At 45.3% G+C, this 25,017-nt stretch carries 20 protein-coding genes, 12 tRNA genes and 3 rRNA genes; 6 read left to right on the top strand and 29 right to left on the bottom strand.

Features of this window, described 5'->3' with window-relative positions; genetic code table 11:
* Positions 1 to 41: 41 nt before the first annotated feature.
* The gene (locus HOP38_RS14420) at positions 42 to 1,310 is read left to right on the top strand and encodes an HlyC/CorC family transporter (protein ID WP_006075528.1); all 1,269 of its coding nucleotides are present in this window, start codon (positions 42 to 44) and stop codon (positions 1,308 to 1,310) included.
* Positions 1,311 to 1,374: 64 nt separating this feature from the next.
* Here the strand turns inward: HOP38_RS14420 and metH are convergent, their stop codons facing one another.
* Positions 1,375 to 5,052: a methionine synthase gene (metH, locus tag HOP38_RS14425; RefSeq protein ID WP_198558341.1), complete on the bottom strand. Its 3,678-nt coding sequence runs from the start codon at positions 5,050 to 5,052 to the stop codon at positions 1,375 to 1,377.
* A 300-nt stretch (positions 5,053 to 5,352) separates the two neighbouring features.
* Between metH and HOP38_RS14430 the strand changes: the two genes are divergently transcribed.
* On the top strand, positions 5,353 to 6,675 hold the full coding sequence (locus tag HOP38_RS14430; protein ID WP_198558342.1) for a cation:proton antiporter: 1,323 nt from the start codon (positions 5,353 to 5,355) through the stop codon (positions 6,673 to 6,675).
* A gap of 259 nt (positions 6,676 to 6,934) precedes the next feature.
* Here the strand turns inward: HOP38_RS14430 and HOP38_RS14435 are convergent.
* From HOP38_RS14435 to mutY, 7 genes are all read right to left on the bottom strand, one after another.
* A tRNA-Asn gene (locus HOP38_RS14435) sits at positions 6,935 to 7,010 on the bottom strand.
* A gap of 55 nt (positions 7,011 to 7,065) precedes the next feature.
* Positions 7,066 to 7,141: transfer RNA gene (locus HOP38_RS14440), tRNA-Phe, on the bottom strand.
* A 7-nt stretch (positions 7,142 to 7,148) separates the two neighbouring features.
* Positions 7,149 to 7,224: transfer RNA gene (locus HOP38_RS14445), tRNA-Thr, on the bottom strand.
* A 58-nt stretch (positions 7,225 to 7,282) separates the two neighbouring features.
* A tRNA-Phe gene (locus HOP38_RS14450) sits at positions 7,283 to 7,358 on the bottom strand.
* A 125-nt stretch (positions 7,359 to 7,483) separates the two neighbouring features.
* Complete coding sequence (mltC, locus tag HOP38_RS14455; protein WP_124940294.1) at positions 7,484 to 8,617, bottom strand: membrane-bound lytic murein transglycosylase MltC; 1,134 nt, start codon at positions 8,615 to 8,617, stop codon at positions 7,484 to 7,486.
* 54 nt (positions 8,618 to 8,671) lie between these two features.
* Positions 8,672 to 8,944, bottom strand: a complete 273-nt coding sequence (locus HOP38_RS14460; RefSeq protein ID WP_038224304.1) for an oxidative damage protection protein — start codon at positions 8,942 to 8,944, stop codon at positions 8,672 to 8,674.
* 14 nt (positions 8,945 to 8,958) lie between these two features.
* Positions 8,959 to 10,017, bottom strand: a complete 1,059-nt coding sequence (mutY, locus tag HOP38_RS14465; RefSeq protein ID WP_423250093.1) for an A/G-specific adenine glycosylase — start codon at positions 10,015 to 10,017, stop codon at positions 8,959 to 8,961.
* Positions 10,018 to 10,158: 141 nt separating this feature from the next.
* Here mutY and trmB point away from each other — a divergent pair, with 141 nt between their 5' ends.
* Both trmB and glsB read left to right on the top strand, forming a co-directional pair.
* The gene (trmB, locus tag HOP38_RS14470; protein WP_006075540.1) at positions 10,159 to 10,878 is read left to right on the top strand and encodes a tRNA (guanosine(46)-N7)-methyltransferase TrmB; all 720 of its coding nucleotides are present in this window, start codon (positions 10,159 to 10,161) and stop codon (positions 10,876 to 10,878) included.
* A gap of 85 nt (positions 10,879 to 10,963) precedes the next feature.
* Positions 10,964 to 11,884, top strand: a complete 921-nt coding sequence (glsB, locus tag HOP38_RS14475; RefSeq protein ID WP_062459974.1) for a glutaminase B — start codon at positions 10,964 to 10,966, stop codon at positions 11,882 to 11,884.
* 29 nt (positions 11,885 to 11,913) lie between these two features.
* Here glsB and hemW read toward each other — a convergent pair whose 3' ends face one another.
* From hemW to HOP38_RS14510, 7 genes are read right to left on the bottom strand one after another with little or no spacing between them, the layout of a single operon-like run.
* Complete coding sequence (gene hemW / locus HOP38_RS14480) at positions 11,914 to 13,062, bottom strand: radical SAM family heme chaperone HemW (protein ID WP_198558356.1); 1,149 nt, start codon at positions 13,060 to 13,062, stop codon at positions 11,914 to 11,916.
* A gap of 16 nt (positions 13,063 to 13,078) precedes the next feature.
* Positions 13,079 to 13,681, bottom strand: a complete 603-nt coding sequence (locus HOP38_RS14485; RefSeq protein WP_198558344.1) for an XTP/dITP diphosphatase — start codon at positions 13,679 to 13,681, stop codon at positions 13,079 to 13,081.
* Between the two features lie 48 nt (positions 13,682 to 13,729).
* Positions 13,730 to 14,161: a DUF4426 domain-containing protein gene (locus HOP38_RS14490; protein WP_038224298.1), complete on the bottom strand. Its 432-nt coding sequence runs from the start codon at positions 14,159 to 14,161 to the stop codon at positions 13,730 to 13,732.
* Between the two features lie 24 nt (positions 14,162 to 14,185).
* On the bottom strand, positions 14,186 to 14,473 hold the full coding sequence (gene yggU / locus HOP38_RS14495; RefSeq protein WP_198558345.1) for a DUF167 family protein YggU: 288 nt from the start codon (positions 14,471 to 14,473) through the stop codon (positions 14,186 to 14,188).
* Positions 14,473 to 15,030: a YggT family protein gene (locus HOP38_RS14500; protein WP_006075533.1), complete on the bottom strand. Its 558-nt coding sequence runs from the start codon at positions 15,028 to 15,030 to the stop codon at positions 14,473 to 14,475. Before HOP38_RS14500 ends, yggU begins: the two co-directional genes overlap by 1 nt.
* A gap of 31 nt (positions 15,031 to 15,061) precedes the next feature.
* Positions 15,062 to 15,880 (bottom strand): pyrroline-5-carboxylate reductase, encoded by an 819-nt coding sequence (gene proC / locus HOP38_RS14505; RefSeq protein WP_062459980.1) that lies wholly within the window; start codon positions 15,878 to 15,880, stop codon positions 15,062 to 15,064.
* Positions 15,881 to 15,926: 46 nt separating this feature from the next.
* On the bottom strand, positions 15,927 to 16,637 hold the full coding sequence (locus tag HOP38_RS14510; RefSeq protein WP_062459982.1) for a YggS family pyridoxal phosphate-dependent enzyme: 711 nt from the start codon (positions 16,635 to 16,637) through the stop codon (positions 15,927 to 15,929).
* 25 nt (positions 16,638 to 16,662) lie between these two features.
* On the opposite strand from HOP38_RS14510, the gene HOP38_RS14515 reads away from it, so the two are divergent.
* Together HOP38_RS14515 and HOP38_RS14520 are read left to right on the top strand one after the other, a co-directional pair.
* Positions 16,663 to 17,703, top strand: a complete 1,041-nt coding sequence (locus tag HOP38_RS14515; protein WP_198558346.1) for a type IV pilus twitching motility protein PilT — start codon at positions 16,663 to 16,665, stop codon at positions 17,701 to 17,703.
* Positions 17,704 to 17,712: 9 nt separating this feature from the next.
* A complete protein-coding gene (locus HOP38_RS14520; protein WP_088876269.1) occupies positions 17,713 to 18,822 on the top strand; it encodes a PilT/PilU family type 4a pilus ATPase in 1,110 nt (369 codons plus the stop codon).
* 139 nt (positions 18,823 to 18,961) lie between these two features.
* Here the strand turns inward: HOP38_RS14520 and HOP38_RS14525 are convergent.
* The 14 genes from HOP38_RS14525 to HOP38_RS14590 form a co-directional block, all read right to left on the bottom strand.
* A tRNA-Asn gene (locus HOP38_RS14525) sits at positions 18,962 to 19,037 on the bottom strand.
* 19 nt (positions 19,038 to 19,056) lie between these two features.
* Positions 19,057 to 19,132: transfer RNA gene (locus tag HOP38_RS14530), tRNA-Thr, on the bottom strand.
* Positions 19,133 to 19,164: 32 nt separating this feature from the next.
* Positions 19,165 to 19,240, bottom strand: a tRNA-Asn gene (locus tag HOP38_RS14535).
* An 18-nt stretch (positions 19,241 to 19,258) separates the two neighbouring features.
* Positions 19,259 to 19,334 (bottom strand) — tRNA-Thr (locus tag HOP38_RS14540).
* A 56-nt stretch (positions 19,335 to 19,390) separates the two neighbouring features.
* Positions 19,391 to 19,466 (bottom strand) — tRNA-Phe (locus HOP38_RS14545).
* Positions 19,467 to 19,699: 233 nt separating this feature from the next.
* Positions 19,700 to 19,948 carry a methyl-accepting chemotaxis protein gene (locus HOP38_RS14550; RefSeq protein WP_198558358.1) on the bottom strand — a complete coding sequence of 83 codons (249 nt, stop codon included), beginning with the start codon at positions 19,946 to 19,948 and terminating at the stop codon, positions 19,700 to 19,702.
* Positions 19,845 to 20,090, bottom strand: coding sequence for a hypothetical protein (locus HOP38_RS26235; protein ID WP_423250094.1), 246 nt, complete (start codon positions 20,088 to 20,090; stop codon positions 19,845 to 19,847). The genes HOP38_RS14550 and HOP38_RS26235 overlap by 104 nt, the downstream gene beginning before the upstream one ends.
* Positions 20,091 to 20,110: 20 nt before the next feature.
* A complete protein-coding gene (locus HOP38_RS26240) occupies positions 20,111 to 20,410 on the bottom strand; it encodes a cache domain-containing protein (protein ID WP_198558357.1) in 300 nt (99 codons plus the stop codon).
* Between the two features lie 475 nt (positions 20,411 to 20,885).
* Positions 20,886 to 20,962, bottom strand: a tRNA-Asp gene (locus HOP38_RS14565).
* Positions 20,963 to 21,018: 56 nt separating this feature from the next.
* Positions 21,019 to 21,134, bottom strand: a 5S ribosomal RNA gene (gene rrf / locus HOP38_RS14570).
* Positions 21,135 to 21,222: 88 nt separating this feature from the next.
* Positions 21,223 to 24,109: ribosomal RNA gene (locus tag HOP38_RS14575) — 23S ribosomal RNA — on the bottom strand.
* 310 nt (positions 24,110 to 24,419) lie between these two features.
* Positions 24,420 to 24,495: transfer RNA gene (locus HOP38_RS14580), tRNA-Ala, on the bottom strand.
* Positions 24,496 to 24,536: 41 nt separating this feature from the next.
* Positions 24,537 to 24,613: transfer RNA gene (locus HOP38_RS14585), tRNA-Ile, on the bottom strand.
* Positions 24,614 to 24,677: 64 nt separating this feature from the next.
* Positions 24,678 to 25,017, bottom strand: a 16S ribosomal RNA gene (locus tag HOP38_RS14590); the annotation flags it as partial.

The raw sequence follows: 25,017 nt of genomic DNA on the forward strand, positions 1-25,017 counted from the left end.
TCATTAATTAACCAGCTATTAACTAAAGGAATTTTGAAGTTTTGGACGACATTTCGACCGGTATTTTGTTTGCAATCCTTGCAGGTCTAATTGTAATTTCCGGCTACTTTTCCGGCTCAGAGACAGGGATGATGTCTCTGAACCGCTATCGACTTAAACATCTTTCTAAGACAGGCCACAAAGGCGCGAAGCGCGTCGAGCGCTTACTCAATCGCCCAGATCGGTTGATTGGGTTAATTCTCATCGGTAACAACCTCGTTAATATTCTCGCCTCAGCCATAGCCACCGTCATCGGTTTACGCCTTTATGGTGATATTGGTGTCGCCATTGCCACAGGTGCACTAACTCTGATTATTTTGGTCTTTGCCGAAGTCACACCGAAAACGCTCGCCGCCCTGTATCCAGAACGCGTCTCTTTTATGAGCAGTATCTTGCTGACCATTCTGATGAAGGTTCTGTCTCCTCTGGTTGTTTTAGTTAACTTTATTACTAACGGCTTCATTCGCTTGTTGGGTATTCGCGTTAATCACAATGATGAAGATCATTTAAGCTCGGAGGAGCTGAGAACAGTAGTTAATGAAGCTGGCTCGCTGATCCCACGACGTCACCAAGATATGCTGATTTCTATTCTCGATCTTGAACATGTGACGGTGAATGACATTATGATCCCTCGCAACGAGATTACTGGCATCAATATTAATGATGATTGGAAATCAATTGTTCGTCAGTTAACCCACTCACCTCATGGTCGTGTGGTGCTGTATCGTGATCAGATTGATGAAGTAGTTGGGATGCTGCGTCTACGTGAATCTTATCGTTTAATGTTGGAGAAAAACGAATTCACCAAAGAAACCCTGCTCCGAAGTGCTGATGAAGTTTACTTCATTCCTGAAGGGACGCCACTCAACGTGCAAATGCTAAAGTTCCAGCGTAATAAAGAACGCATCGGACTGATCGTTGATGAATACGGTGATATTAATGGCCTAGTCACCCTAGAAGACATTCTCGAGGAAATCGTTGGTGAGTTCACAACTTCAATGGCGCCAACACTCTCTGATGAAATTACGCCGCAAGGGGACGGCAGCTTCTTGATCGAAGGCAGCGCCAACATCCGAGACATTAATAAAGGCCTTAAATGGAACCTACCAACAGATGGCCCTAGAACATTGAATGGTTTAATGCTGGAGTATTTGGAAGATATTCCTGAAAGCCACCTGAGTGTTCAAGTTGCAGAGCATCAAATGGAAATTGTTGAACTGGAAGAGAACCGTATCAAGATGGTCAAAGTTTTTCCAAAGAACAAAAAATAACCAACCTGTATTAAAAGAAACGGCACCAAAAGGTGCCGTTTTCTCTACTTCCAAATGGAACAACCTAGTTGATATTAGGCCCTAACCACTTCTCAGCTTCCGTTTGATCCCAACCTTTACGATCAGCATAGCTGTCTACCTGATCTTGTTGAATCTGTGCAATTGCAAAGTATCGAGAATCAGGGTGTGAGAAATACCATCCAGACACAGAAGCTCCAGGCCACATCGCATAGCTAGAAGTCAGTGACATACCGATAGTTTGCTCGACCTCGAGTAACTCCCACAACGCACCTTTTTCCGTATGCTCTGGACAGGCTGGGTAACCAGGGGCTGGTCGGATACCTTGGTACTTTTCACGAATCAGGTCGTCATTAGACAGGGCTTCATCTGCTGAGTAACCCCAGATCTCTTTACGAACTTTCTCATGCATGTATTCTGCAAACGCTTCTGCCAAACGATCAGCAACCGCTTGGATCATGATCGCATTGTAATCGTCACCTTGGGCTTTGTACTCGTCAGCCAGCTCACGCTCACCAATACCACCAGTTACAGCAAACGCACCAATCCAATCTTGCTTACCGCTTTCTTTTGGTGCCACATAATCAGAGAGACAGTAGTTGAACCCTTTAGGCTTTTCAGTTTGCTGACGCAAGTTATGCAGTACTTTGCGAACTTGGGTGCGAGTTTCATCAGTGTATACTTCAATATCATCTCCGACAGATGCCGCTGGGAACAAGGCACACATGCCACTTGCTTTTAGCAAGCCTTCACGTTCAACTCGGTCTAGCAACTCATTGGCATCATGGAACAATCGTTTAGCTTCTTCACCTACCTCTTCATGCTCTAGTATCGCAGGATACTTGCCCACCAGCGACCAAGTCATAAAGAACGGGGTCCAATCGATATAATTTCTTAGTGTTGCGACCTCAAAGTTCTCGAATACATGCACACCCGGCTTCGCTGGAATTGGTGGCGTGTAGTTTTGCCAATCGATAGCCACCTTGTTTGATCTAGCTTCTTCAAGCGTCACCGGTTTAGTTCTTGGCTTTTTACGGTTGTGCTGATCGCGCACGCGTTCATAATCGATATCAAGCTTTTCAATGAAGGCCGGTTTAAGCTCTTCAGATAACAGTGAAGTACAAACACCAACCGCACGAGAAGCGTTATTCACGTAAACAACGGGTTCACTGTAGTTCTGTTCGATCTTCACCGCCGTGTGCGCTTTGGATGTAGTAGCACCGCCTATCAACAGTGGCAATGTGAAGCCTTGACGCTCCATCTCTTTTGCCACATGGACCATCTCATCAAGAGACGGAGTAATCAGTCCGGACAGACCGATAATATCCACGTTCTCTTCTTTGGCGACTTTAAGAATCGTTTCGCACGGCACCATAACGCCAAGATCAATGATTTCGTAGTTGTTACATTGCAATACAACACCAACGATGTTCTTACCAATATCGTGAACATCGCCTTTAACTGTCGCAAGTAAGATCTTACCGTTTGAAGAACCTGCTTGTTTCTCTGCATTAATAAACGGTTCTAGGTGGGCAACCGCCTGTTTCATAACACGAGCGGATTTTACAACCTGAGGTAAGAACATTTTGCCTTCACCAAACAGATCACCCACCACGTTCATGCCATCCATTAATGGCCCTTCAATGACTTCCAGAGGTTTAGACGCATTAACACGCGCCTCTTCGGTATCTTCAACAATAAACTCAGTGATACCTTTTACCAAAGCATGCTCTAAACGCTTTGAGACCGGCCAAGTGCGCCATTCAAGTGCACTGGCATCCTCCTCTTTGCCCACTCCCTTATTGGCATACTCAGCGGCAATATCAAGCAGTCTTTCGGTGCCATCATCACGGCGGTTAAGTACGACATCTTCAACCGCTTCACGCAATTTCTCAGGCACATTGTCGTAAATCTCAAGCTGACCAGCATTTACGATACCCATGTCCATACCATTTTTAAAACAGTGATAAAGGAACACGGCATGAATGGCTTCGCGGACATAGTTGTTACCGCGGAAAGAGAACGAGACATTAGACACACCACCAGAAATCATGGCATGTGGAAGGTCACGTTTAATATCGGCAACGGCTTCAATGAAATCCACAGCATAGTTGTTGTGCTCTTCTATACCTGTCGCCACTGCGAAAATGTTAGGGTCAAAAATGATATCTTCAGGTGGGAAACCAACCTCATCGACAAGAATATTGTAGGCGTTGGTACAAATTTCTAGCTTACGCTCACGTGTCTCTGCTTGGCCAATTTCATCAAACGCCATCACGATAACCGCTGCACCATAGCGCCTGATTAACTTCGCTTGCTCGACAAATTTCTCTTTGCCTTCCTTCATGGAAATCGAGTTAACGATACCTTTACCTTGAATACACTTCAGGCCAGCTTCAATCACTTCCCATTTTGATGAGTCAACCATGATTGGTACTTTAGAGATTTCAGGCTCAGAAGCACACAGGTTTAAGAAACGAACCATGCACGCCTCGGCATCAAGCATGCCTTCATCCATATTGATATCGATGATCTGCGCGCCGTTTTCGACTTGCTGACGAGCAACCTCTAACGCTTCGTCATATTGCTCTTCTTTAATAAGGCGCTTAAATCGTGCAGAGCCAGTTACGTTAGTACGTTCACCAACGTTAATAAATAAAGAGTCTTTCTCAATCGTCAGTGGCTCTAACCCTGATAGTCGACAAGCTACAGGTAGCTCTGGTAGAGGACGAGGAGTGACGCCTTCAACGGCATTCGCCATTTGACGAATATGCTCAGGTGTCGTACCACAACAGCCACCAACGAGGTTTAGGAAGCCACTGCGCGCCCACTCACCAATGTGCTCTGCCATATCTTCTGGCGACAAGTCATATTCACCAAAGGCGTTAGGTAAGCCTGCATTAGGGTGAGCAGAAACAAAGCTCTCACCAATACGCGACATTTCTTCAACATATTGTCTAAGCTCATCAGGGCCTAAAGCGCAGTTTAAGCCAAAGGAAAGCGGTCTTACGTGACGTAACGCGTTATAGAAAGCTTCTGTTGTTTGACCTGAAAGAGTTCGTCCGGATGCATCGGTAATTGTGCCCGAAATCATCACTGGCAGTTCATAGCCAAGCTCTTCGAACACAGATTCGACGGCAAAAGCACACGCCTTCGCATTGAGTGTATCGAAGATAGTTTCGATAAGGATGAGGTCTGATCCACCTTTGATCAATGCATGTGTTGATTCTGAGTACGCTTCTACCAATTCATCAAACGTGACATTACGATAACCAGGATCATTCACATCGGGAGATATTGAACAGGTTCTGTTGGTTGGGCCAAGTACACCAGCAACATAGCGAGGTCGGTCTGGCGTTTTAGTCGTCCACTCATCTGCGGCTTCACGAGCCAGCTTTGCCGCTTGGTAGTTAATTTCCTCGCTGAGCGATTCCATATCATAGTCGGCCATTGCTATCGTGGTAGCGTTAAAGGTATTGGTCTCTAAGATGTCCGCGCCGGCTTCCAGATAAGCACTATGGATCTCTTTAATAAGTGCTGGCTGAGTCAATACTAAAAGGTCATTGTTACCTTTCAGATCACTCGGCCAATCAGCAAAGCGCTCACCTCTGTAATCTTCTTCCTCAAGCTTATAACCCTGAATCATGGTGCCCATACCACCATCAATCAGTAGAATTCGTTGCCTTAGCTGACTCTCTATTTGTTGTCTTACGTTACTTCCCACGATACTGCCTCATTCCTTGCTTATGCCGTCATCGTATCATAGATTTTTTAGAAATCTAGACGTCTAAAAATCTTTCTAGTCTTATTATCTTCCACGTTATCTAACTAAAAGGACTGACACAAGCGCTTCTATATTCAATCCACTGACTACAATTTCATTTCGGTTATGAGAAAAATCCGCAAGTTACCTCATTAAGCTCTAATCTATAAACAAGAGGAATGAATTCAAAAATAGTGATTGATATTCCTGCAAGAGAAGCACAAAATCCCATTAACATTTTTTTACAAACTAGGTGGAGTGATGTCCGTTTATCAGACTTTATGTTTTTTGTCGGCAGCGGCAATGTTAATTGCCTTTGTAAACAGCAAGATAGGAAAAATGCAGACTACGATAGCCATCACAGCTGGTGCAATGATGCTGTCGCTGCTCATCTTGATTGCTGGCCAAAACGATTGGTTTCAACTTACTGAGATTGCCACAGAGACCGTAGCTGATATTGATTTTGAAGACTTCCTTCTACAAGGGATCCTTGGTTTCTTACTCTTTGCAGGTGGTTTGGGTATTAAATTGCCTCACTTAAAAGATCAGAAATGGGAAATCACCGTTCTCGCACTCGGTGCCACACTATTCTCGACCTTCTTCATCGGTTTTGTGCTGTATGGATTTTGTAATGTCATTGGCATTCAGTTTGATCTCATCTACTGCTTGCTATTTGGTGCTCTTATCTCTCCAACGGACCCTATCGCAGTATTGGCAATCGTCAAAAAGCTCAAAGCGCCTGAACGCGTTTCAACGCAGGTTGAAGGTGAGTCACTGTTTAACGATGGTTTCGGTCTGGTTATCTTCGTCACTCTCTTTACGATCGCTTTTGGCAGTGAGACACCAACTGTCGGCAGCGTGACTATGTTGTTCTTACAAGAAGCTCTGGGCGGTATCTTATATGGCTTTGTTTTAGGCTTAGTATTCCACTACCTAATTAGCTCGACCGACGACCACTCTATGGAACTACTACTTACCATAGGTATCCCAACAGCCGGCTATGCTTTTGCAGAAGTGCTTCATGTTTCAGGCCCATTGTCGATGGTGGTGTCAGGCATTATGATCGGTAACTGGACTCGTTATATCGGCTTTTCAAAAGAAACAGAAGACCACCTAGACCACTTCTGGGAGCTTGTTGATGAGTTTTTAAATGGCGTACTGTTCTTACTTATTGGTATGTCGATGCTGCTGTTCCAATTCCATCAAGAAGACTGGATTTTGATGGCCTTCTCTATTCCTCTGGTTCTTGGTGCACGCTATTTAAGTGTCGCACTGGCCTATGTAGGCTTTAAACGCTATCGCACTTATAACCCTTGGTCAGTTCGAATTTTAACGTGGGGAGGCCTACGCGGCGGTCTTGCTTTAGCAATGGCACTCTCTATTCCATCGGGAATTTGGGTTATCGAAGACAAACTTATCGACGTTAAAGAGATAATTCTTGTAATGACCTACTCTGTGGTGGTTTTCTCTATTCTTATCCAAGGCTCCACCATTACGCCTATGATTGAAAAAGCGAAGCTTGCAGAGAAGGAAATGGCGGCAAAGAAAGCGGCTCAAGAGCAAACCAGCGCCCGTCAAGAATAGTGAGTCTTTAATATCTACCAATAGCCTCACCTTATCGGTGGGGCTTTTTTATGAAGATAGTAGTGAAGCAGTAATACTAAAACACATCAAAAGCAAAATAGGCCGTATCTTACGATACGGCCTATTTATAAGTGGCTCCACTGACCATGCACTCGTAGCGACATACAACGGGACTGCTTAGGTCAGCGACATCAAGCTTGCAAAGCTTAGGAGCGCAAATGCAAAAAGACCGCATCTTTCGATGCGGTCTTTTTTAAAGTGGCTCCCCCTGCGGGACTCGAACCTGCGACATACGGATTAACAGTCCGCCGTTCTACCAACTGAACTAAGGGGGAATTATTTGTGTAAGCACTGGTCATTAAGACCACTATTTGCTTAAGCACCAAATAATGGTGCCTCGAGGCGGAATCGAACCACCGACACGAGGATTTTCAATCCTCTGCTCTACCGACTGAGCTATCGAGGCAAATAAATGGTGCCGACTACCGGAATCGAACTGGTGACCTACTGATTACAAGTCAGTTGCTCTACCTACTGAGCTAAGTCGGCGACACTTTATTTTGCGTTGCTCGTGCTAATTTATATCAACACCAACAATATCAAATTGTGGTGCCCGGAGGCGGAATCGAACCACCGACACGAGGATTTTCAATCCTCTGCTCTACCGACTGAGCTATCCGGGCAACGGAGCGCTATTAAACGGATTTTCCGGTCTCCCGTCAACGCTTTTTTGAAAAAAACTTCAAAAAAGCGTTCAAGCGCTGCATTTTTCATCGAATCGTATTCGTTTTGCGCAGATCGGGACAAATTAGCCTTTTCCAGCATTAAAATCTTTTTTGAATTTAGTTACTTTCTCCAAATAACGTCGCGCTTCGGCATTCGGGTGTTTTTTAGTCAACGCCCAATAAACTTGATTTGGTTGCAACGAATTGAGGTCGTTCATCGCTCGCTTTCTGTCACTATGGAATGTTTTCAGCACTCCTCCCGTCCCGCCGTTATATGCGGAAATCATACTGTACTCCAATGACAGTGGATGCCTAACATCTTTCAAGTAGCGATTTTTTAGAATGTAGAAGTACGCCGTCCCGGTATCAATATTCTGTTCAGGGTTGAACAAATACTCTGGCGTCGGTTCTCCCGGTTTGTTTTTGACAAGATTAAACACATCTCGACCCGCAGTCTTTGGTACCACCTGCATCAAACCATAGGCATTAGCCCAGCTCACCGCATAAGGGTTAAAACTACTTTCTGTTTTTATAATCGCGTAGATAAGATCTTCCGGGATGCCATAGCGCTTAGAAGCCCGGCGTACGATATCTGCATACTGGTAACTGCGCTGTTTAAAGTGATCCGCTACCATGGGGATCTCAACGTAGTATGCTTTCTTAAAATCTACGTTTTTGGTTTTTAATTTATTCGCAATGAGATAATCGGCAAAACGGTTAGCACGCCATGTCCATTGGATTGGTTTTTTCTCTTGGTCGACAACCTGGTTATAAAGGAACGGCTGACCCTCTAACTTAATGGCTTTAGACGAGAACAAGTCAACGCTTGATGGATCATCAGGCGTCAACAGCGTTGTCACGATAGCGGCCTTAAGGTGCTTCTCCGGCTCGGTTGGAGACACGGTTTCAATCGTGATAAGACCTTTACTAAAGTTAACTTCGGCGCGACTCAAGTAGTTATCAATGTATTTCACATAATTACTTTTACCAGCAACCTTAACTTCGCGACTACCCCAGCGCTTCTGGATATTACCGTTAAAGCTGTTGATCAGCGCGTCCAACGCCTTTGTGTCTTTTACATATTGGCCTGGGAGTTCGGCTAGGTTCTTAGCAAAGCGGTTGGTTGGCTCGTAGTTAACATCATATATCTTCTCGATAAATTCGCGACTACAGCCCACCAGCAATAGGGGAACCAGAAAGTAAATTAACTTCTTCATAGACAACATTAAAAACACCACCCAAAAGGTGGTGTTTGATTTATTCCTTGTAGATTACTCTGACGGCGGCGTGTAGCCGTCGATGACGACATCCTTTCCTTCAAACAAGAAGTTCACCATTTCAGTTTCAATCAACTTACGATGCTCGGGATCCATCATGTTGAGTTTCTTCTCATTGATCAGCATGGTCTGCTTAGACTGCCATAAAGCCCATGCTTCTTTCGAAATGTTATCGAAGATACGTTTACCCAATTCACCTGGGTACAATTGGAAGTCGAGACCTTCAGCATCTTTCTGTAGGTGAGCACAAAAAACCATACGGCTCATATTGTTATCCTCAATTAATGTCGTTGTAAGGTTTCAATTAGCGACTTAACTGGTGCCGCTAATCCAACCTTTTCTGGATTAGTTATGTTATACCAAAGACCTTTCGACTCTTCCATCATCATTGTTGGAAGCTGGTTAAGCGTCACGACGATTGGCGTTATATCGAGGTGATAATGGCTGAATGTATGTCGAAAAGCGATTTCAACCTCTCTGGATTGGATATTTCGCTGTTGGATACCATATTGCTCCAACACCTCATCAATATCCGCGCTAGGACTCTCAGGGAAGCAAAACAAACCACCCCAAATCCCCGTTTGAGGCCTTTGAGCCAGCCAGAGTTCATCTTGGTGTTTCAAAATCACAAACCAAGTCTCTTTTTCAGGTTTGGTTTTCTTAGGTTTCTTCCCCGGGTAATCAAGAGGATTCCCCTGCTTATTAGCAACACAGAAGCTTTCTACGGGACACAATGTGCATTTTGGTCGACTTCTGGTACAAACCATTGCCCCCATGTCCATCATTGCTTGATTGTACTTATCCGTATCTTCCGCGGGAGTATGTTGTTCAGCAATTTGCCATAGCTGGTTTTCTACTTTTTTCTGCCCAGGCCACCCTTCCACAGCAAAACTACGAGCAAGTGTTCGTTTTACATTACCATCGAGAATTGCATGAGGAAGTTTATGAACTGATGATAAAACAGCAGCTGCGGTCGAACGCCCCACTCCTGGTAATGCATTCATTGCTTCGAGTGACAAAGGAAATTCACCACCATGCTGTTCGACAACAACTTGAGCGGCCTTATGAAGGTTGCGTGCCCGAGCGTAATACCCCAACCCCGTCCACAAGTGTAACACTTCATCTTGTGGCGCTTTAGCCAAAGACTCTACTGTGGGGAAATGCTCCAAAAACCTTTCATAGTATGGAATGACGGTGGTCACTTGTGTCTGTTGTAGCATGATTTCCGACAACCAAACCTTATAAGCGGTCTTTTGTTGTTGCCACGGTAGTTCTTTGCGACCGTATTTCTCATACCAATCTAATATTGAGCGTGCAAAAGGCGTCACAATTACTCTCATCTCTCTTATAATTTGCTAGAAATTGCACCACACTTAGTAACAGAAGTAAAACTGCGTGAAATTCTGATCCGATAATGCTTGCTTGCGAGCAAATTCTTTGGATAATTCCCGCTCTGATTATTGAATGAACAGGCTAAACCAATGAGTGAAGTGACTACTAACGAATACACAGAAGATGGCAAACTGATTCGCAAAGTTCGCAGTTTTGTTCGTCGTGAAGGACGCCTAACCAAAGGCCAAGAATCGGCGATGGAAGAGTGCTGGCCTACAATGGGTATTGATTACCAAGAGTCACTACTCAACTGGGAACAGGTATTTGGTAACAATAACCCTGTTGTTCTTGAAGTTGGTTTCGGCATGGGCGCTTCTTTGGTCGAAATGGCAAAGAACGCACCAGAAAAGAACTTTATTGGCATTGAAGTACACAGCCCAGGCGTAGGTGCATGTCTATCATCAGCGCGCGATGCTGGTATTACTAACCTGCGTGTTATGTGTCACGATGCGGTTGAAGTCTTTGCCAACATGATTCCGGACAGCAGCCTAAGTACAATGCAGTTGTTCTTCCCTGACCCATGGCATAAAAAGCGTCACCACAAACGTCGTATTGTGCAGTTAGATTTTGCTGAAATGGTAAGAACTAAGCTTATTCCAGAAACTGGCGTATTCCACATGGCTACAGACTGGGAAAACTATGCAGAGCATATGGTCGAGGTAATGAACCAAGCACCTGGCTATGAGAATATTGCTACTGATGGTGATTTTGTACCACGTCCAGATGATCGTCCTTTAACAAAATTTGAAGCTCGCGGTCACAGACTTGGTCATGGTGTTTGGGATATCAAATATCGCCGCACAGCTTAAGTTTCGATTGCTAATCGAATTCTAATCCTGAAAAGCCAACCTCCCGTTGGCTTTTTTTGGCGCTTACGTTGGGAGAACAACAAATATGAAACCAACTAAACAGATTCTTTCTACTATCCTCAGTGAAGTAAAACCACTGATTGGACAAGGAAAAGTCGCGGACTACATCCCTGCTCTTGCAAAAGTACCTAACAACAAACTAGGCATAGCAGTGTACACCAACGAAGGTGAAGTGATTACCGCTGGAGACGCCGAAGAGTCCTTTTCTATACAATCAATTTCCAAAGCACTGAGCCTAACTTTGGCAATGATGCTGTATAAACCAGAGGAAATCTGGCAGCGAGTCGGCAAGGAACCCTCAGGGCAAGCTTTTAACTCACTAATCCAGCTTGAGATGGAACAAGGAATACCGAGAAATCCGTTTATTAACGCAGGCGCGATTGTGGTAGCCGACCTACTGCAAAGTCGCTTATCGGCGCCTAGGCAGCGTCTATTGGAGTTTGTTAGAACACTTTCAGGTGACAACCATATTGTCTACGATAAGATCGTGGCAGCTTCAGAAATGATGCACAGTGACCGCAATGCAGCTATCGCTTATCTAATGCGCTCGTTTGGTAACTTTAATAACGATGTTATTCCTGTTCTCAATAACTATTTCCATGCCTGCGCTTTAAAGATGAGCTGTGTTGATCTTGCCAAAACCTTTAGTTATTTAGCCAATCAAGGGCAATCCGTAAATACTAAGAAGCAGATCATCACACCGACACAAACCAAGCAGCTCAATGCGTTATTGGCGACATGCGGCCTCTATGATGGCGCCGGAGAGTTTGCTTACCGTGTCGGCATGCCAGGTAAGTCAGGTGTGGGCGGTGGTATTATTGCAATTGTTCCGGGTGAAATGACTATCGCGGTTTGGTCTCCAGAACTGGATAAATCTGGTAACTCTCTCGCTGGGACGAGAGCGTTGGAGATGCTTTCGGAGCGAATTGGACGTTCTATATTTTAATTGAAAAGGGAGGCATTTCGCCTCCCTTTTTACATAAAGCCTTCAAGTAAATCATTTAAAAACAAACGACCTTTATCGGTGATCTGCCACTCTTTCGAGGTCTCACTGATGTAGCCTTTTTGTTTAGCCCAAGTTAACTTGTCTTCGATATCTCTTTCAGACAAACCTGTTCGTTCTGTAAATTCAACTCGCGGACATGCTTCCAACAACCTGAAACGGTTCATGAAGAACTCAAACGGACGCTCTTCCGGAGCCACTTCGGTTTGAGCATCTAGGTATGGCTTTAACATATTGAGATAGCCGCGTGGGTGCTTCACTTTAGTCGTTCGAACAATACGACCATCGGCAAAACTCAACTTACCATGGGCACCGCAGCCAATACCTAAGTAATCGCCAAAACGCCAGTAGTTTAAGTTATGCTGACATTGAAAGTCTGGCTTGCTATAACCCGAAATCTCATATTGCTGATAACCAGCCTCCACCAGCATTTGATGTCCTTGCTCGAAGATATCCCAAAGAGCATCATCATCTGGCAATGTAGGTGGTTTAGAGTAGAACAAGGTATTCGGCTCGATTGTGAGTTGGTACCACGAAAGGTGCGGTGGCGCCAATTCAATCGCTTGCTTAAGGTCACTTAATGCATCATCAATAGATTGATCTGGTAATCCATGCATAAGATCCAAGTTAAAGCTGTTTAAGCCAATTTCATGAGCCAGCTTTGCTGCATTGACCGCTTCACTTTCACCATGAATTCGTCCTAAGCGCTCAAGTTTGGTTTGCTGAAAGCTCTGCACACCGATAGAGATGCGAGTGACGCCTGCGACTCGGTACTGCTCAAATCGTGCAGCTTCGATCGTTCCTGGATTGGCCTCCATAGTGATTTCTATGTCATCACGAAATGGAATACGCTCCCTTACTCCGTCAAGCAACTGCTTAATGTATTCTGGAGCGATTAAACTTGGTGTACCACCACCAATGAAAATTGAGTGCAGCGGGCGAGAATCTGAAGCCAATCCGTATTGACGAATATCAGTCTCTAAATCCTCAAGTAACGCCGTTATGTATGCTTGTTGGGGAATATCTCCCTTTTGGGCATGCGAGTTAAAGTCGCAGTATGGACATTTTTGAACACACCAAGGAATATGGATATAGAGACTCAGCGGCGGCGGTACCAGCACAGGTGTTTGCTCCATGTTAAAGACCTTGCGCCTTAATCGTTGCGAAAAGCTCCTTTAACGCTTTACCGCGGTGTGACAGCTGTTTTTTACGTGCAGGTTCTAGGTCAGCAGACGCACAGTTGTCTTCAGGCACAAAGAAAATAGGATCATAACCAAAACCATTGTCGCCACTTGGCTCCGTTAGAATACGACCTTCCCATTTTCCATGGCAAACGATCGGCGTAGGATCAGCGGCATGACGCATTAATACCAACACGCAATGAAACCGTGCTGTCCTCTGTGCTTCAGGAACCCCCTTCAACTCTTCTAGTACTTTATCTAGGTTACGCTTGTCCGTTGATCCTTCTCCAGAGTAACGAGCAGAGTAGATACCCGGTGCGCCTTTTAAGTAATCAACTTCTAACCCAGAGTCATCTGCAATCGCAGCTAGTCCTGTTTCTTGAGCGGCATGTCTGGCCTTAATGATGGCATTCTCGATGAATGTCGTACCGGTTTCAGCCACTTCTGAGACATTGAATTCACTTTGGGCATGGACTTCAAAACCAAAATCAGACAGCAAATCAGCCATCTCTTTCACTTTGCCTTGATTGCCGGTTGCAAGTACGATTTTTTTGCTCATAGGGTTCTCTCGAGTTAGTAAGCTTAAGCGTTGGTATTTATTGGAACCTTAAGGTTCTACATACAGTTTCTGACTAAAGGTAATAGGGCCGCGACCTTTGTTTCCAGCATCAATATCAATCGTGAATCGGTATTGCTCTTCGTTCACGATAGGAAATTGAGCCAAGTAGTATATCGCATCTCCTTCCTTAATTTCTTTAAACTCGAGCGTTTTGGTTTGGCCAATCAGGTTTTTAGCATTGCCTTTTATCGATACTGGCATGGCAGGCTTGCCCGCGCTTGAACGGTCAAGGACGCTGATATTCACCGTTGCAACAAACTCATTACGCTTCAAACCATAGCTACGCGCCACTTGTGGCGTCATAAACGTCGAGTTAAACACCACATAATGCACTTCTGCATCCTTGATTGTTTTGAACTGTTCCGCTTGAGCTAACCCAGCCACCATCAATGCCGAAATCAACAATAACCACTTTTTCATTGTTCTTCTCCTTTAAAAAAGCCCTCATAAGAGGGCCATAAATTCCTTGGGAATCAGTGCAGGTGACACTATTCGAAGTTGTTTGTGCCTTCCAAGCTCACCTTTCTCAATCAACACTTGTCCCTTTGCGACTTTAAATTGTTTAGCAAGGTACTTGCTCAAATGCGCATTGGCCTTTCCATCAACAGGAGGGGCAGTAATCGCCACCTTAAATTCTTCTCCATGCCCTCCCACCAGTTTGTCTCGACTGGCTTTAGGTTGAACATAAATACGAAGAATGAGGTCTTCTCCATCCTGTTTTACGGCTGACATTAAAGTCGATACCAAATTGGACCAATAAGATCGCCCATTAGGAAATTAGCAAACTGCAGCACAATAAATAGCACTAACACACTCAAATCAAACCCACCCATCGCTGGAATGATTCGGCGAATTGGTGCCAGCATAGGCTCAGTCAATTGATGGAAGACATACTCGATTGGACTACGCCCTTGACTGACCCAGCTTAAGATTGCACGAATTAATAGTACCCAGAACAACAAGCCACCCGCGGCTTTAATCAGAGAAAGCAAACCTAGGAACAAGAAGTCAGCACCGAAGCTAAAGTTGCCACCAGAAGCTATCAGTACCAAAGCCACGTATTTACCAACACAAAGAACGTAAGCAAACAGTAACGTCGCCATATCAATAGCGCCAATAGACGGAATCATTCGTCTTAGTGGCGCTACTACAGGTTGGGTTGCTTTCACAATAAACTGTGAAAACGGGTTGTAGAAGTCTGCGCGTGCTGCCTGTAGCCAAATGCGCAAAATCACGACCATAATGTAGAGATCAAACAAGGTCGAAACCAAGAAACTCATTGAATTCATAACTAGCCCTTACGAGTTATCATTGTTGGGATTAAAACAGTTTTTCCATTTCTTCAGCACGGGTCACGGCCGATTGCATCGCTTTAGCAACAATGCCTCGAATATCATTTTCCTCAAGCGTACGAACCGCTTCTGCCGTTGTCCCTCCTTTAGAGGTGACCTGTTGGCGCAGGGTAGCTAAATCAGTCTCTGGATTCTCATTAACCATTTTGGCTGCGCCTAATGCGGTTTGTTGCACCAACAGTCGAGCGGTGTCTTCATCAAAGCCACTTGCTATCGCTTGTTGCTGAATCGCTTCCATGAACAGGAAGAAATACGCCGGAGCACTACCAGCGGCAGCAATAATGTCATTGATGCCGGATTCTTGTTCAACCCAACAAACTTTACCAACAGCCTGCATCAGCTCACCTGCATAGGTTTTATCACTAACTGGTGTTATTGGGGAAGCAAATAGACCACTCATACCCTCACCTAATAAAGAAGGTGTATTCGGCATTACTCGAATCAGATTTAGTGGGTTGGCAAACATTTGTTGCAGACGCTCTATTGAGATTCCGGCAGCAATTGAAATGACCAGTTTGCCCTGAAAATCAATCGACTGAAGTGGTTTAGCCACTTGTTCCATTAATTGAGGTTTCACAGCCATCACAATCACATCAGCTTGTTGTGCTGCCTCAGTATTGTTCGTCGTCACTTGAATATCATAAGCCTGCTGCAAAGCAACTAACTTTGCTTCGCTAGGATTTGTCGCAGTAATACAATCTGGACGGTAGCCACTGGCCACCAATCCCGCGACGATGGAGCGAGTCATATTGCCCGCACCAATGAATGCGATCTTTCTTTGTTCCATTAACCCTATCCTAAATTAGAGGTACTTTGCGTCACTCTCTTATGTGTTACGCTTTGTTGCTGTAATCTCTCGCACCAAAGATAGCTGTTCCAATTCGAACTATGGTACTTCCAGCTTCTATCGCCGCTTCCATATCACCACTCATACCCATCGATAGCGTATCGACTTGAGGGTGCTTTTCTGCCAGCAAGTTTTTGACCTCTGCCAGTGCTTTAAAAGCAATGAGCTGAGATTGATAGTCACTAACATTCTCTGGAATTGACATTACTCCTCTTAACGTGAGGTTTGGTAATGAGGAAATCAATTGGGCAAGCTCTAAAACTTGCTCGCTATCGACACCAGACTTACTTGCTTCACTGCTAGTGTTCACCTGAATCAGTACTTGAATAGGCTTCATACCTTGAGGGCGCTGATCATTAAGTCGTTGGGCGATTTTGGCACGATCTACAGTATGAACCCAGTCAAAGTGCTCTGCGACTGGTCGTGTTTTGTTCGACTGAATAGGTCCAATAAAGTGCCATTCAATATCTATATCACCATGTTGTTCATTGAAATGAACAACTTTAGAAACGCCTTCTTGAACATAGTTTTCGCCAAAACGACGTTGACCTGCCTGACATGCGTCTAAAATTGCCTCAATAGGCTTAGTTTTACTGACCGCGAGCAATTGCACATCACCTTGCGCTCTCCCGCACTTTTGCTCAGCCTGTGCAATTTGGGAGGTGATTAGTTCGATATTTTGTTGAATACTAGTCATAGCTTACAAATTATAAGGAAAATGAATGGATATCACCGAGTTACTAGACTTTAGTGTAAAGCATAACGCTTCAGATCTACACCTTTCTGCTGGTGTCCCACCTATGGTACGTATTGATGGTGAAGTAAGAAAGCTTGGTATACCTGCTCTTGAGCATTCTGAGGTCCATAAATTAGTTTTTGACATTATGAATGATAAACAGCGCAGCGAATACGAAGAGCATCTCGAAATCGATTTTTCATTTGATGTGCCCGATATCGGTCGTTTTCGTGTCAATGCGTTTAATCAATCTCGTGGCTGCTCTGCCGTTTTTCGTACCATCCCCAGTGAAGTCCCAACACTGGCGCAAATAGACGCACCCGACAAATTTTCCGAGATAGCCAGTTTAGAACGCGGCTTGGTATTAGTGACAGGGCCGACTGGTTCGGGTAAATCAACGACACTAGCTGCCATGGTCGACCACATTAACCAACATCAAAACAAACATATTCTGACCATTGAGGATCCTATTGAGTTTGTTCATCAGAATAAAAAATGTTTGGTTAACCAGCGAGAAGTTCATCGCGACACCCACAGTTTTAAAGCTGCACTCCGCTCTGCACTGCGTGAAGACCCGGACATCATTTTAGTCGGTGAGCTTCGAGATCAAGAGACTATTAGCTTAGCTCTTACCGCAGCCGAAACGGGCCACTTAGTCTTTGGCACTCTGCACACGAGCTCTGCAGCCAAAACCATTGACCGAATTATTGATGTATTTCCAGGCCAAGACAAAGAAATGGTTCGCTCTATGCTCTCAGAATCGTTACGGGCTGTTATAGCACAAACTCTGTTAAAGCGCGTGGGAGGAGGGCGCATCGCTTGTCATGAAGTTATGCTAGCGACACCCGCTATTAGAAACCTAATTCGAGAAGATAAAGTAGCTCAGATGTACTCAATTATCCAAACAGGTGCGGCAAGTGGTATGCAGACCATGGAACAGCACTCTAAACGGTTATTGTCTCAAGGATTGGTTGAACTAGAAGAAGTGAATAAGAAGATTGAACAACATGGTTCAATGTTTCAATAGGACGAGATAATGCACAACATTGATACCATTCTAAATCACATGCTTGACGAAAAAGCCTCTGATCTTTACTTAACAGTCGATGCGCCACTGTTATATCGCGTAGATGGCGAACTTCAAGCAAAAGATGACAAGCTCACTACAGAGGCGATTCAAGCGCTTTTAAGCAGCGTTATGGAGCGTTCTAAGTACTCGGAGTATCAGACAACAAAAGAAGCTAATTTTGCGATAGTGAAGCCATACGGCCGTTTTAGAGTAAGTGCATTCTACCAGCGAGAATTGCCTGGTGCAGTCATCCGAAGAATTGAAACTCAGATACCGACCTTCGAGCAGCTTTCGTTGCCAGACTTATTGCAAGATCTTGCAATAGCTAAACGCGGTTTAGTCTTAGTGGTAGGAGCTACTGGTTCTGGTAAATCTACCACTATGGCAGCGATGACAGGTTATCGAAATCAGCACCGAAGTGGTCATATTCTTACCGTCGAAGACCCCATCGAATTCGTTCATGAGCACGCAAAATGTATCGTGACACAGCGTGAGGTTGGGCTGGATACTGAAAGCTATGAAGTTGCTCTTAAAAATTCACTTCGACAAGCTCCTGATATGATTTTAATTGGTGAGATACGTTCTAGGGAAACGATGGAATACGCCATGTCGTTTGCTGAAACTGGGCACCTTTGTATCGCAACATTGCATGCGAACAATGCTAGCCAAGCTTTAGAGCGAATACTACACCTTACACCGGAAGATAGACGGGAGCAGTTCCTCTTTGACTTATCTTCGAATTTAAAAGGCATCGTAGGACAACAGCTCATTCGAGATAAGAATGGACAAGGCCGTCACGGCGTTTTCGAGGTTCTCCTAAATAGTCCTCGCATTTCCGAACTCATCCGTAAAGGTGATTTACATGAAATCAAAGCTGCAATTGCGAAAGGTAAAGAAGTCGGAATGCAAACCTTTGATCAGGCCTTATTTGATTTGGTTTCAGCTGGCAAGATAAATCAAGAGGACGCTTTGCACAGTGCTGATTCGCGAAATGATCTCAGATTAATGCTAAAGCTGCAAAGTAACGACAATAACAGCTCATCAAACCTTAGCGATATTAAGATTGATATGAGCTAATCACAGGCTCTAACCAGCGTGAGAAAACACTTCGAAAAGACTGTATTACTGCAATACGGTCTTTTTTACAGTTCAGGAGAGGGAAGGCAAACTCAAGGTAACAAAAAAGGCTGCATCCTAAGATGCAGCCTTTATAATGTGGCTCCCCCTGCGGGACTCGAACCTGCGACATACGGATTAACAGTCCGCCGTTCTACCAACTGAACTAAGGGGGAATTGCTTTTCGCAATAAAGTGGTGCCGACTACCGGAATCGAACTGGTGACCTACTGATTACAAGTCAGTTGCTCTACCTACTGAGCTAAGTCGGCACTTAAAGCAAGCTTTTGCTTACTTTTAAAAGTGGCTCCCCCTGCGGGACTCGAACCTGCGACATACGGATTAACAGTCCGCCGTTCTACCAACTGAACTAAGGGGGAATTACTTTACGTAATAAATGGTGCCGACTACCGGAATCGAACTGGTGACCTACTGATTACAAGTCAGTTGCTCTACCTACTGAGCTAAGTCGGCGACACTTTATTTGTTATTGCTCGTACTACTGTTAACAGCACCAACAATCTAAATTGTGGTGCCCGGAGGCGGAATCGAACCACCGACACGAGGATTTTCAATCCTCTGCTCTACCGACTGAGCTATCCGGGCGACGAGGTGTATTAAACGGTTTTTCGTCCTTTACGTCAACACTAAATTGCAAAAAAAATATCGTTTGGTGCTTTTCTATACTTAGCGTTCTGTTTTTATTCATTTGGCGCTCAAAAACAAGCCCTAGCAGTCGTTCGGCTCTATTAATGAATATAGATAAACTAGGCTCATTAACTTTCCCAGCACCAAATAAGTTAAGATTTTGTCCCCTAGTACAAAGAGAAAAGCCTTGATTACTGAACCTCAAAGCGAGCTATTTTTTGGTACAGCTCTAACGACAGTTGATTTAATGAACGAGTGGCCTGCTCTGTTTCTTCTACAGCCGAGCGAAGTTCAGTGCCACTTTGTTCAATCATGTTTAATCGTTGAGAGAAATCGTCACTCACCACTGTTTGTTCTGCTGCCACTATCGCAATTTGAAGGCTTTTCTCTGTAATAACATCTAAAAGGAGCAACAACTTCTTGCAAGGCAACTGAGGCATGTTGTGAGCCTGACTGAAGATTACCCATCATTTCTAGAATCTCTTTTATGCTTTGTTGAGTCCGGCAAACAATATTTCTGACTTCAGTGGCAACAACAAAGCTTCTAAAGCTTCTAAAGCTTCTGCCTTGCTCCCCAAGCACAAGCAGCCCGATAGCGGCATTCAATGCAAGTAGATTGATCTGCTCATCAATATCACAATCACACCCAGAACCCGAGCGATATTGCGGACATCAGAATCAAGCTCAGAAAGGATAATGTCTGTAATACTCTGTCCGACACTATCTTTGAAATTGTGAAAACTCGTACCATAGCGCAGAAGCACAGGGTCAAGAGGAACAACAATAAACGTCATATCCTCATCAGCTATATAGACGTATTCGCTATCTTTGTAGATGTAATTACACCGTATTCTTATGACGATAGCCTTATTTACTTGCTCTGTTAGCTTATCCCTAAGGATGGGTTTTCTAGCTAAACGCTTGTAGAGTAGGTACTAGTAAAAACTTCTGTAACGCGTGCTTTATCATCTACTTTGCATGCTACTCGAAGCGACCACAAGACTACTCAGTCTAATAACCGGTGTGACAGGCAATGACATAGAGTCATCTCTTATTTACTATCTTTTAGCTTATTGTCTTCAGCACAACGGTACACTAGGAGGATAACAGTAGGCTCATATTAAAAGGAATATCAAAAGCCTTGTGGATATCGATATGGTGGTAGGGAAAGAGATGGTGGTAGGGAAAGAGCACTTACTCTAGGGTAATGTTCTGCGTGTGAAGCTATCTTTTGAGAAATGTAAAAGTCCCAGTCTTTCGACAGGAGTGCCTAGTCTAGGGTTGAAATCAACCGGAAGTCGATTTCCTTGAAAAAGGAAGCAATCAAATTTTAGATAATAAAAAACCCGACGCTTTCGCATCGGGTTTTCTAATAAGTGGCGGAGTGGACGGGACTCGAACCCGCGACCCCCGGCGTGACAGGCCGGTATTCTAACCAACTGAACTACCACTCCGCAGTGGTCTATTTAAAGTCTTATCTTAATCGTGCTTTAAACAGATTGTGTTCAAAGCCTGGCGATGTCCTACTCTCACATGGGGAAGCCCCACACTACCATCGGCGCTATTGCGTTTCACTTCTGAGTTCGGCATGGAATCAGGTGGGTCCACAACGCTATGGTCGCCAAGCAAATTCTTAATTCGGAAAACTGTTTAAAAGTCTAAATACACATTCAAAGTTCTTGCTTTGAGTCCATCAAAACCCTTTGGGTGTTGTATGGTTAAGCCTCACGGGCAATTAGTACAGGTTAGCTCAACGCCTCACAACGCTTACACACCCTGCCTATCAACGTTCTAGTCTCGAACAACCCTTTAGGACACTTAAAGTGCCAGGGAAGACTCATCTCAGGGCTCGCTTCCCGCTTAGATGCTTTCAGCGGTTATCGATTCCGAACTTAGCTACCGGGCAATGCGTCTGGCGACACAACCCGAACACCAGAGGTTCGTCCACTCCGGTCCTCTCGTACTAGGAGCAGCCCCCTTCAATCTTCCAACGCCCACGGCAGATAGGGACCGAACTGTCTCACGACGTTCTAAACCCAGCTCGCGTACCACTTTAAATGGCGAACAGCCATACCCTTGGGACCGACTTCAGCCCCAGGATGTGATGAGCCGACATCGAGGTGCCAAACACCGCCGTCGATATGAACTCTTGGGCGGTATCAGCCTGTTATCCCCGGAGTACCTTTTATCCGTTGAGCGATGGCCCTTCCATTCAGAACCACCGGATCACTATGACCTGCTTTCGCACCTGCTCGAATTGTCATTCTCGCAGTCAAGCGGGCTTATGCCATTGCACTAACCTCACGATGTCCAACCGTGATTAGCCCACCTTCGTGCTCCTCCGTTACTCTTTGGGAGGAGACCGCCCCAGTCAAACTACCCACCAGGCACTGTCCTCATTCCCGATTAGGGAACCAAGTTAGAACATCAAACATACAAGGGTGGTATTTCAAGATTGCCTCCACGAATACTGGCGTACTCGCTTCAAAGGCTCCCACCTATCCTACACATGTAGGCTCAATGTTCAGTGCCAAGCTGTAGTAAAGGTTCACGGGGTCTTTCCGTCTAGCCGCGGGTACACTGCATCTTCACAGCGATTTCAATTTCACTGAGTCTCGGGTGGAGACAGCGTGGCCATCATTACGCCATTCGTGCAGGTCGGAACTTACCCGACAAGGAATTTCGCTACCTTAGGACCGTTATAGTTACGGCCGCCGTTTACCGGGGCTTCGATCAAGAGCTTCGTCCGAAAACTAACCCCATCAATTAACCTTCCGGCACCGGGCAGGCGTCACACCGTATACGTCATCTTGCGATTTTGCACAGTGCTGTGTTTTTAATAAACAGTTGCAGCCACCTGGTATCTGCGACTCTCGGTAGCTCCATCCGCAAGGGACTTCACCACTAAGAGCGTACCTTCTCCCGAAGTTACGGTACCATTTTGCCTAGTTCCTTCACCCGAGTTCTCTCAAGCGCCTTGGTATTCTCTACCCGACCACCTGTGTCGGTTTGGGGTACGATTCCTTACAATCTGAAGCTTAGAGGCTTTTCCTGGAAGCATGGCATCAATGACTTCACTACCGTAGTAGCTCGACATCGTGTCTCAGCCTTAAAAAGGTCCGGATTTACCTAAACCTTAAGCCTACGCACTTGAACCTGGACAACCGTCGCCAGGCCCACCTAGCCTTCTCCGTCCCCCCATCGCAATTGTAAGAAGTACGGGAATATTAACCCGTTTCCCATCGACTACGCCTTTCGGCCTCGCCTTAGGGGTCGACTTACCCTGCCCCGATTAACGTTGGACAGGAACCCTTGGTCTTCCGGCGAGGAGGTTTTTCACCCCCTTTATCGTTACTCATGTCAGCATTCGCACTTCTGATACCTCCAGCAGACCTTACAGTYCACCTTCAACGGCTTACAGAACGCTCCCCTACCCAATGTGTAAACACATTGCCGCAGCTTCGGTGTATAGCTTAGCCCCGTTACATCTTCCGCGCAGGCCGACTCGACTAGTGAGCTATTACGCTTTCTTTAAATGATGGCTGCTTCTAAGCCAACATCCTAGCTGTCTAAGCCTTCCCACATCGTTTCCCACTTAGCTATACTTTGGGACCTTAGCTGGCGGTCTGGGTTGTTTCCCTCTCCACGACGGACGTTAGCACCCGCCGTGTGTCTCCCGGATAGTACTTACTGGTATTCGGAGTTTGCAAAGGGTTGGTAAGTCGGGATGACCCCCTAGCCTTAACAGTGCTCTACCCCCAGTAGTATTCGTCCGAGGCTCTACCTAAATAGATTTCGGGGAGAACCAGCTATCTCCAGGTTTGATTGGCCTTTCACCCCTAGCCACAAGTCATCCGCTAATTTTTCAACATTAGTCGGTTCGGTCCTCCAGTTGATGTTACTCAACCTTCAACCTGCCCATGGCTAGATCACCTGGTTTCGGGTCTATATCCAGAGACTGAACGCCCAGTTAAGACTCGGTTTCCCTACGGCTCCCCTAAACGGTTAACCTTGCCACTGAATATAAGTCGCTGACCCATTATACAAAAGGTACGCAGTCACACCACGAAGGTGCTCCTACTGCTTGTACGTACACGGTTTCAGGTTCTATTTCACTCCCCTCACAGGGGTTCTTTTCGCCTTTCCCTCACGGTACTGGTTCACTATCGGTCAGTCAGTAGTATTTAGCCTTGGAGGATGGTCCCCCCATATTCAGACAGGATATCACGTGTCCCGCCCTACTCGATTTCACTGATGATGAGATGTCGGTTACGGGGCTATCACCCTGTATCGCGGCACTTTCCAGAGCCTTCACCTGTCTCATTAAAAGCTTAAGGGCTAATCCAATTTCGCTCGCCGCTACTTTCGGAATCTCGGTTGATTTCTCTTCCTCGGGGTACTTAGATGTTTCAGTTCCCCCGGTTCGCCTCGCTGAGCTATGTATTCACTCAGCGATAACTGCTTATGCAGTTGGGTTTCCCCATTCAGGAATCTCAGACTCACAGGTTWTTACTACCTAATCTGAGCTTATCGCAAGTTAWTACGCCTTTCATCGCCTCTGACTGCCAAGGCATCCACCGTGTACGCTTAGTCACTTAACCATACAACCCCAAAGGGTCTTTCTWWYTKWCTTMACKTTKKAAMMSTRAARGSAMAYGGTCAAACAACCAAAGTTGTCTGCATTTTTATACATGTGCAGACTCGATTTTGCCGGACTCAAATATGAATTACTTTCGTAATTCCCAAGAACACTTGAATGTGTGTTGGTACCTACATCTTTCGATATAGGATTTGAGAACTTTTAAATGAATAACATTAATCAAATGTTATTCGTCAGCTTTCCAAATTGTTAAAGAACTTGAYTCATAAAGAACCATTTTTAAATATTCTCAAAGAGAAAACACTTAAAGATGGTGGAGCTAAGCAGGATCGAACTGCTGACCTCCTGCGTGCAAGGCAGGCGCTCTCCCAGCTGAGCTATAGCCCCATCAGTGTTGATGCTTACCGCCAATCATCTGGGAGGAAGATTGGTGGGTCTGAGTGGACTTGAACCACCGACCTCTCGCTTATCAGGCGAACGCTCTAACCACCTGAGCTACAGACCCAAGCATCGTCTTTAATCTAAACCTAATCAATCTGTGTGAACACTCATCGCAATAATCTTTCGTATAAGGAGGTGATCCAGCCCCAGGTTCCCCTAGGGCTACCTTGTTACGACTTCACCCCAGTCATGAACCACAAAGTGGTGAGCGTCCTCCCGAAGGTTAAACTACCCACTTCTTTTGCAGCCCACTCCCATGGTGTGACGGGCGGTGTGTACAAGGCCCGGGAACGTATTCACCGTAGCATTCTGATCTACGATTACTAGCGATTCCGACTTCATGGAGTCGAGTTGCAGACTCCAATCCGGACTACGACGCACTTTTTGGGATTCGCTCACTTTCGCAAGTTGGCTGCCCTCTGTATGCGCCATTGTAGCACGTGTGTAGCCCTACTCGTAAGGGCCATG

The organism is Vibrio mediterranei, assembly GCF_013364395.1.
In the GTDB taxonomy this organism is placed as follows: Bacteria; Pseudomonadota; Gammaproteobacteria; order Enterobacterales; family Vibrionaceae; genus Vibrio; species Vibrio mediterranei.

What these genes read in the sequence shown, in the direction of transcription:
- HOP38_RS14430 (WP_198558342.1), top strand. Translation starts at nt 5,353, where the DNA reads ATGTCCGTTTATCAGACTTTATGTTTTTTGTCGGCAGCGGCAATGTTA.
- mltC (WP_124940294.1), bottom strand. Translation starts at nt 8,617, where the DNA reads ATGAAGAAGTTAATTTACTTTCTGGTTCCCCTATTGCTGGTGGGCTGT.
- HOP38_RS14460 (WP_038224304.1), bottom strand. Translation starts at nt 8,944, where the DNA reads ATGAGCCGTATGGTTTTTTGTGCTCACCTACAGAAAGATGCTGAAGGT.
- mutY (WP_423250093.1), bottom strand. Translation starts at nt 10,017, where the DNA reads ATGAGAGTAATTGTGACGCCTTTTGCACGCTCAATATTAGATTGGTAT.
- trmB (WP_006075540.1), top strand. Translation starts at nt 10,159, where the DNA reads ATGAGTGAAGTGACTACTAACGAATACACAGAAGATGGCAAACTGATT.
- glsB (WP_062459974.1), top strand. Translation starts at nt 10,964, where the DNA reads ATGAAACCAACTAAACAGATTCTTTCTACTATCCTCAGTGAAGTAAAA.
- HOP38_RS14485 (WP_198558344.1), bottom strand. Translation starts at nt 13,681, where the DNA reads ATGAGCAAAAAAATCGTACTTGCAACCGGCAATCAAGGCAAAGTGAAA.
- HOP38_RS14490 (WP_038224298.1), bottom strand. Translation starts at nt 14,161, where the DNA reads ATGAAAAAGTGGTTATTGTTGATTTCGGCATTGATGGTGGCTGGGTTA.
- yggU (WP_198558345.1), bottom strand. Translation starts at nt 14,473, where the DNA reads ATGTCAGCCGTAAAACAGGATGGAGAAGACCTCATTCTTCGTATTTAT.
- HOP38_RS14500 (WP_006075533.1), bottom strand. Translation starts at nt 15,030, where the DNA reads ATGAATTCAATGAGTTTCTTGGTTTCGACCTTGTTTGATCTCTACATT.
- proC (WP_062459980.1), bottom strand. Translation starts at nt 15,880, where the DNA reads ATGGAACAAAGAAAGATCGCATTCATTGGTGCGGGCAATATGACTCGC.
- HOP38_RS14510 (WP_062459982.1), bottom strand. Translation starts at nt 16,637, where the DNA reads ATGACTAGTATTCAACAAAATATCGAACTAATCACCTCCCAAATTGCA.
- HOP38_RS14515 (WP_198558346.1), top strand. Translation starts at nt 16,663, where the DNA reads ATGGATATCACCGAGTTACTAGACTTTAGTGTAAAGCATAACGCTTCA.
- HOP38_RS14520 (WP_088876269.1), top strand. Translation starts at nt 17,713, where the DNA reads ATGCACAACATTGATACCATTCTAAATCACATGCTTGACGAAAAAGCC.
- HOP38_RS14550 (WP_198558358.1), bottom strand. Translation starts at nt 19,948, where the DNA reads ATGCCTCAGTTGCCTTGCAAGAAGTTGTTGCTCCTTTTAGATGTTATT.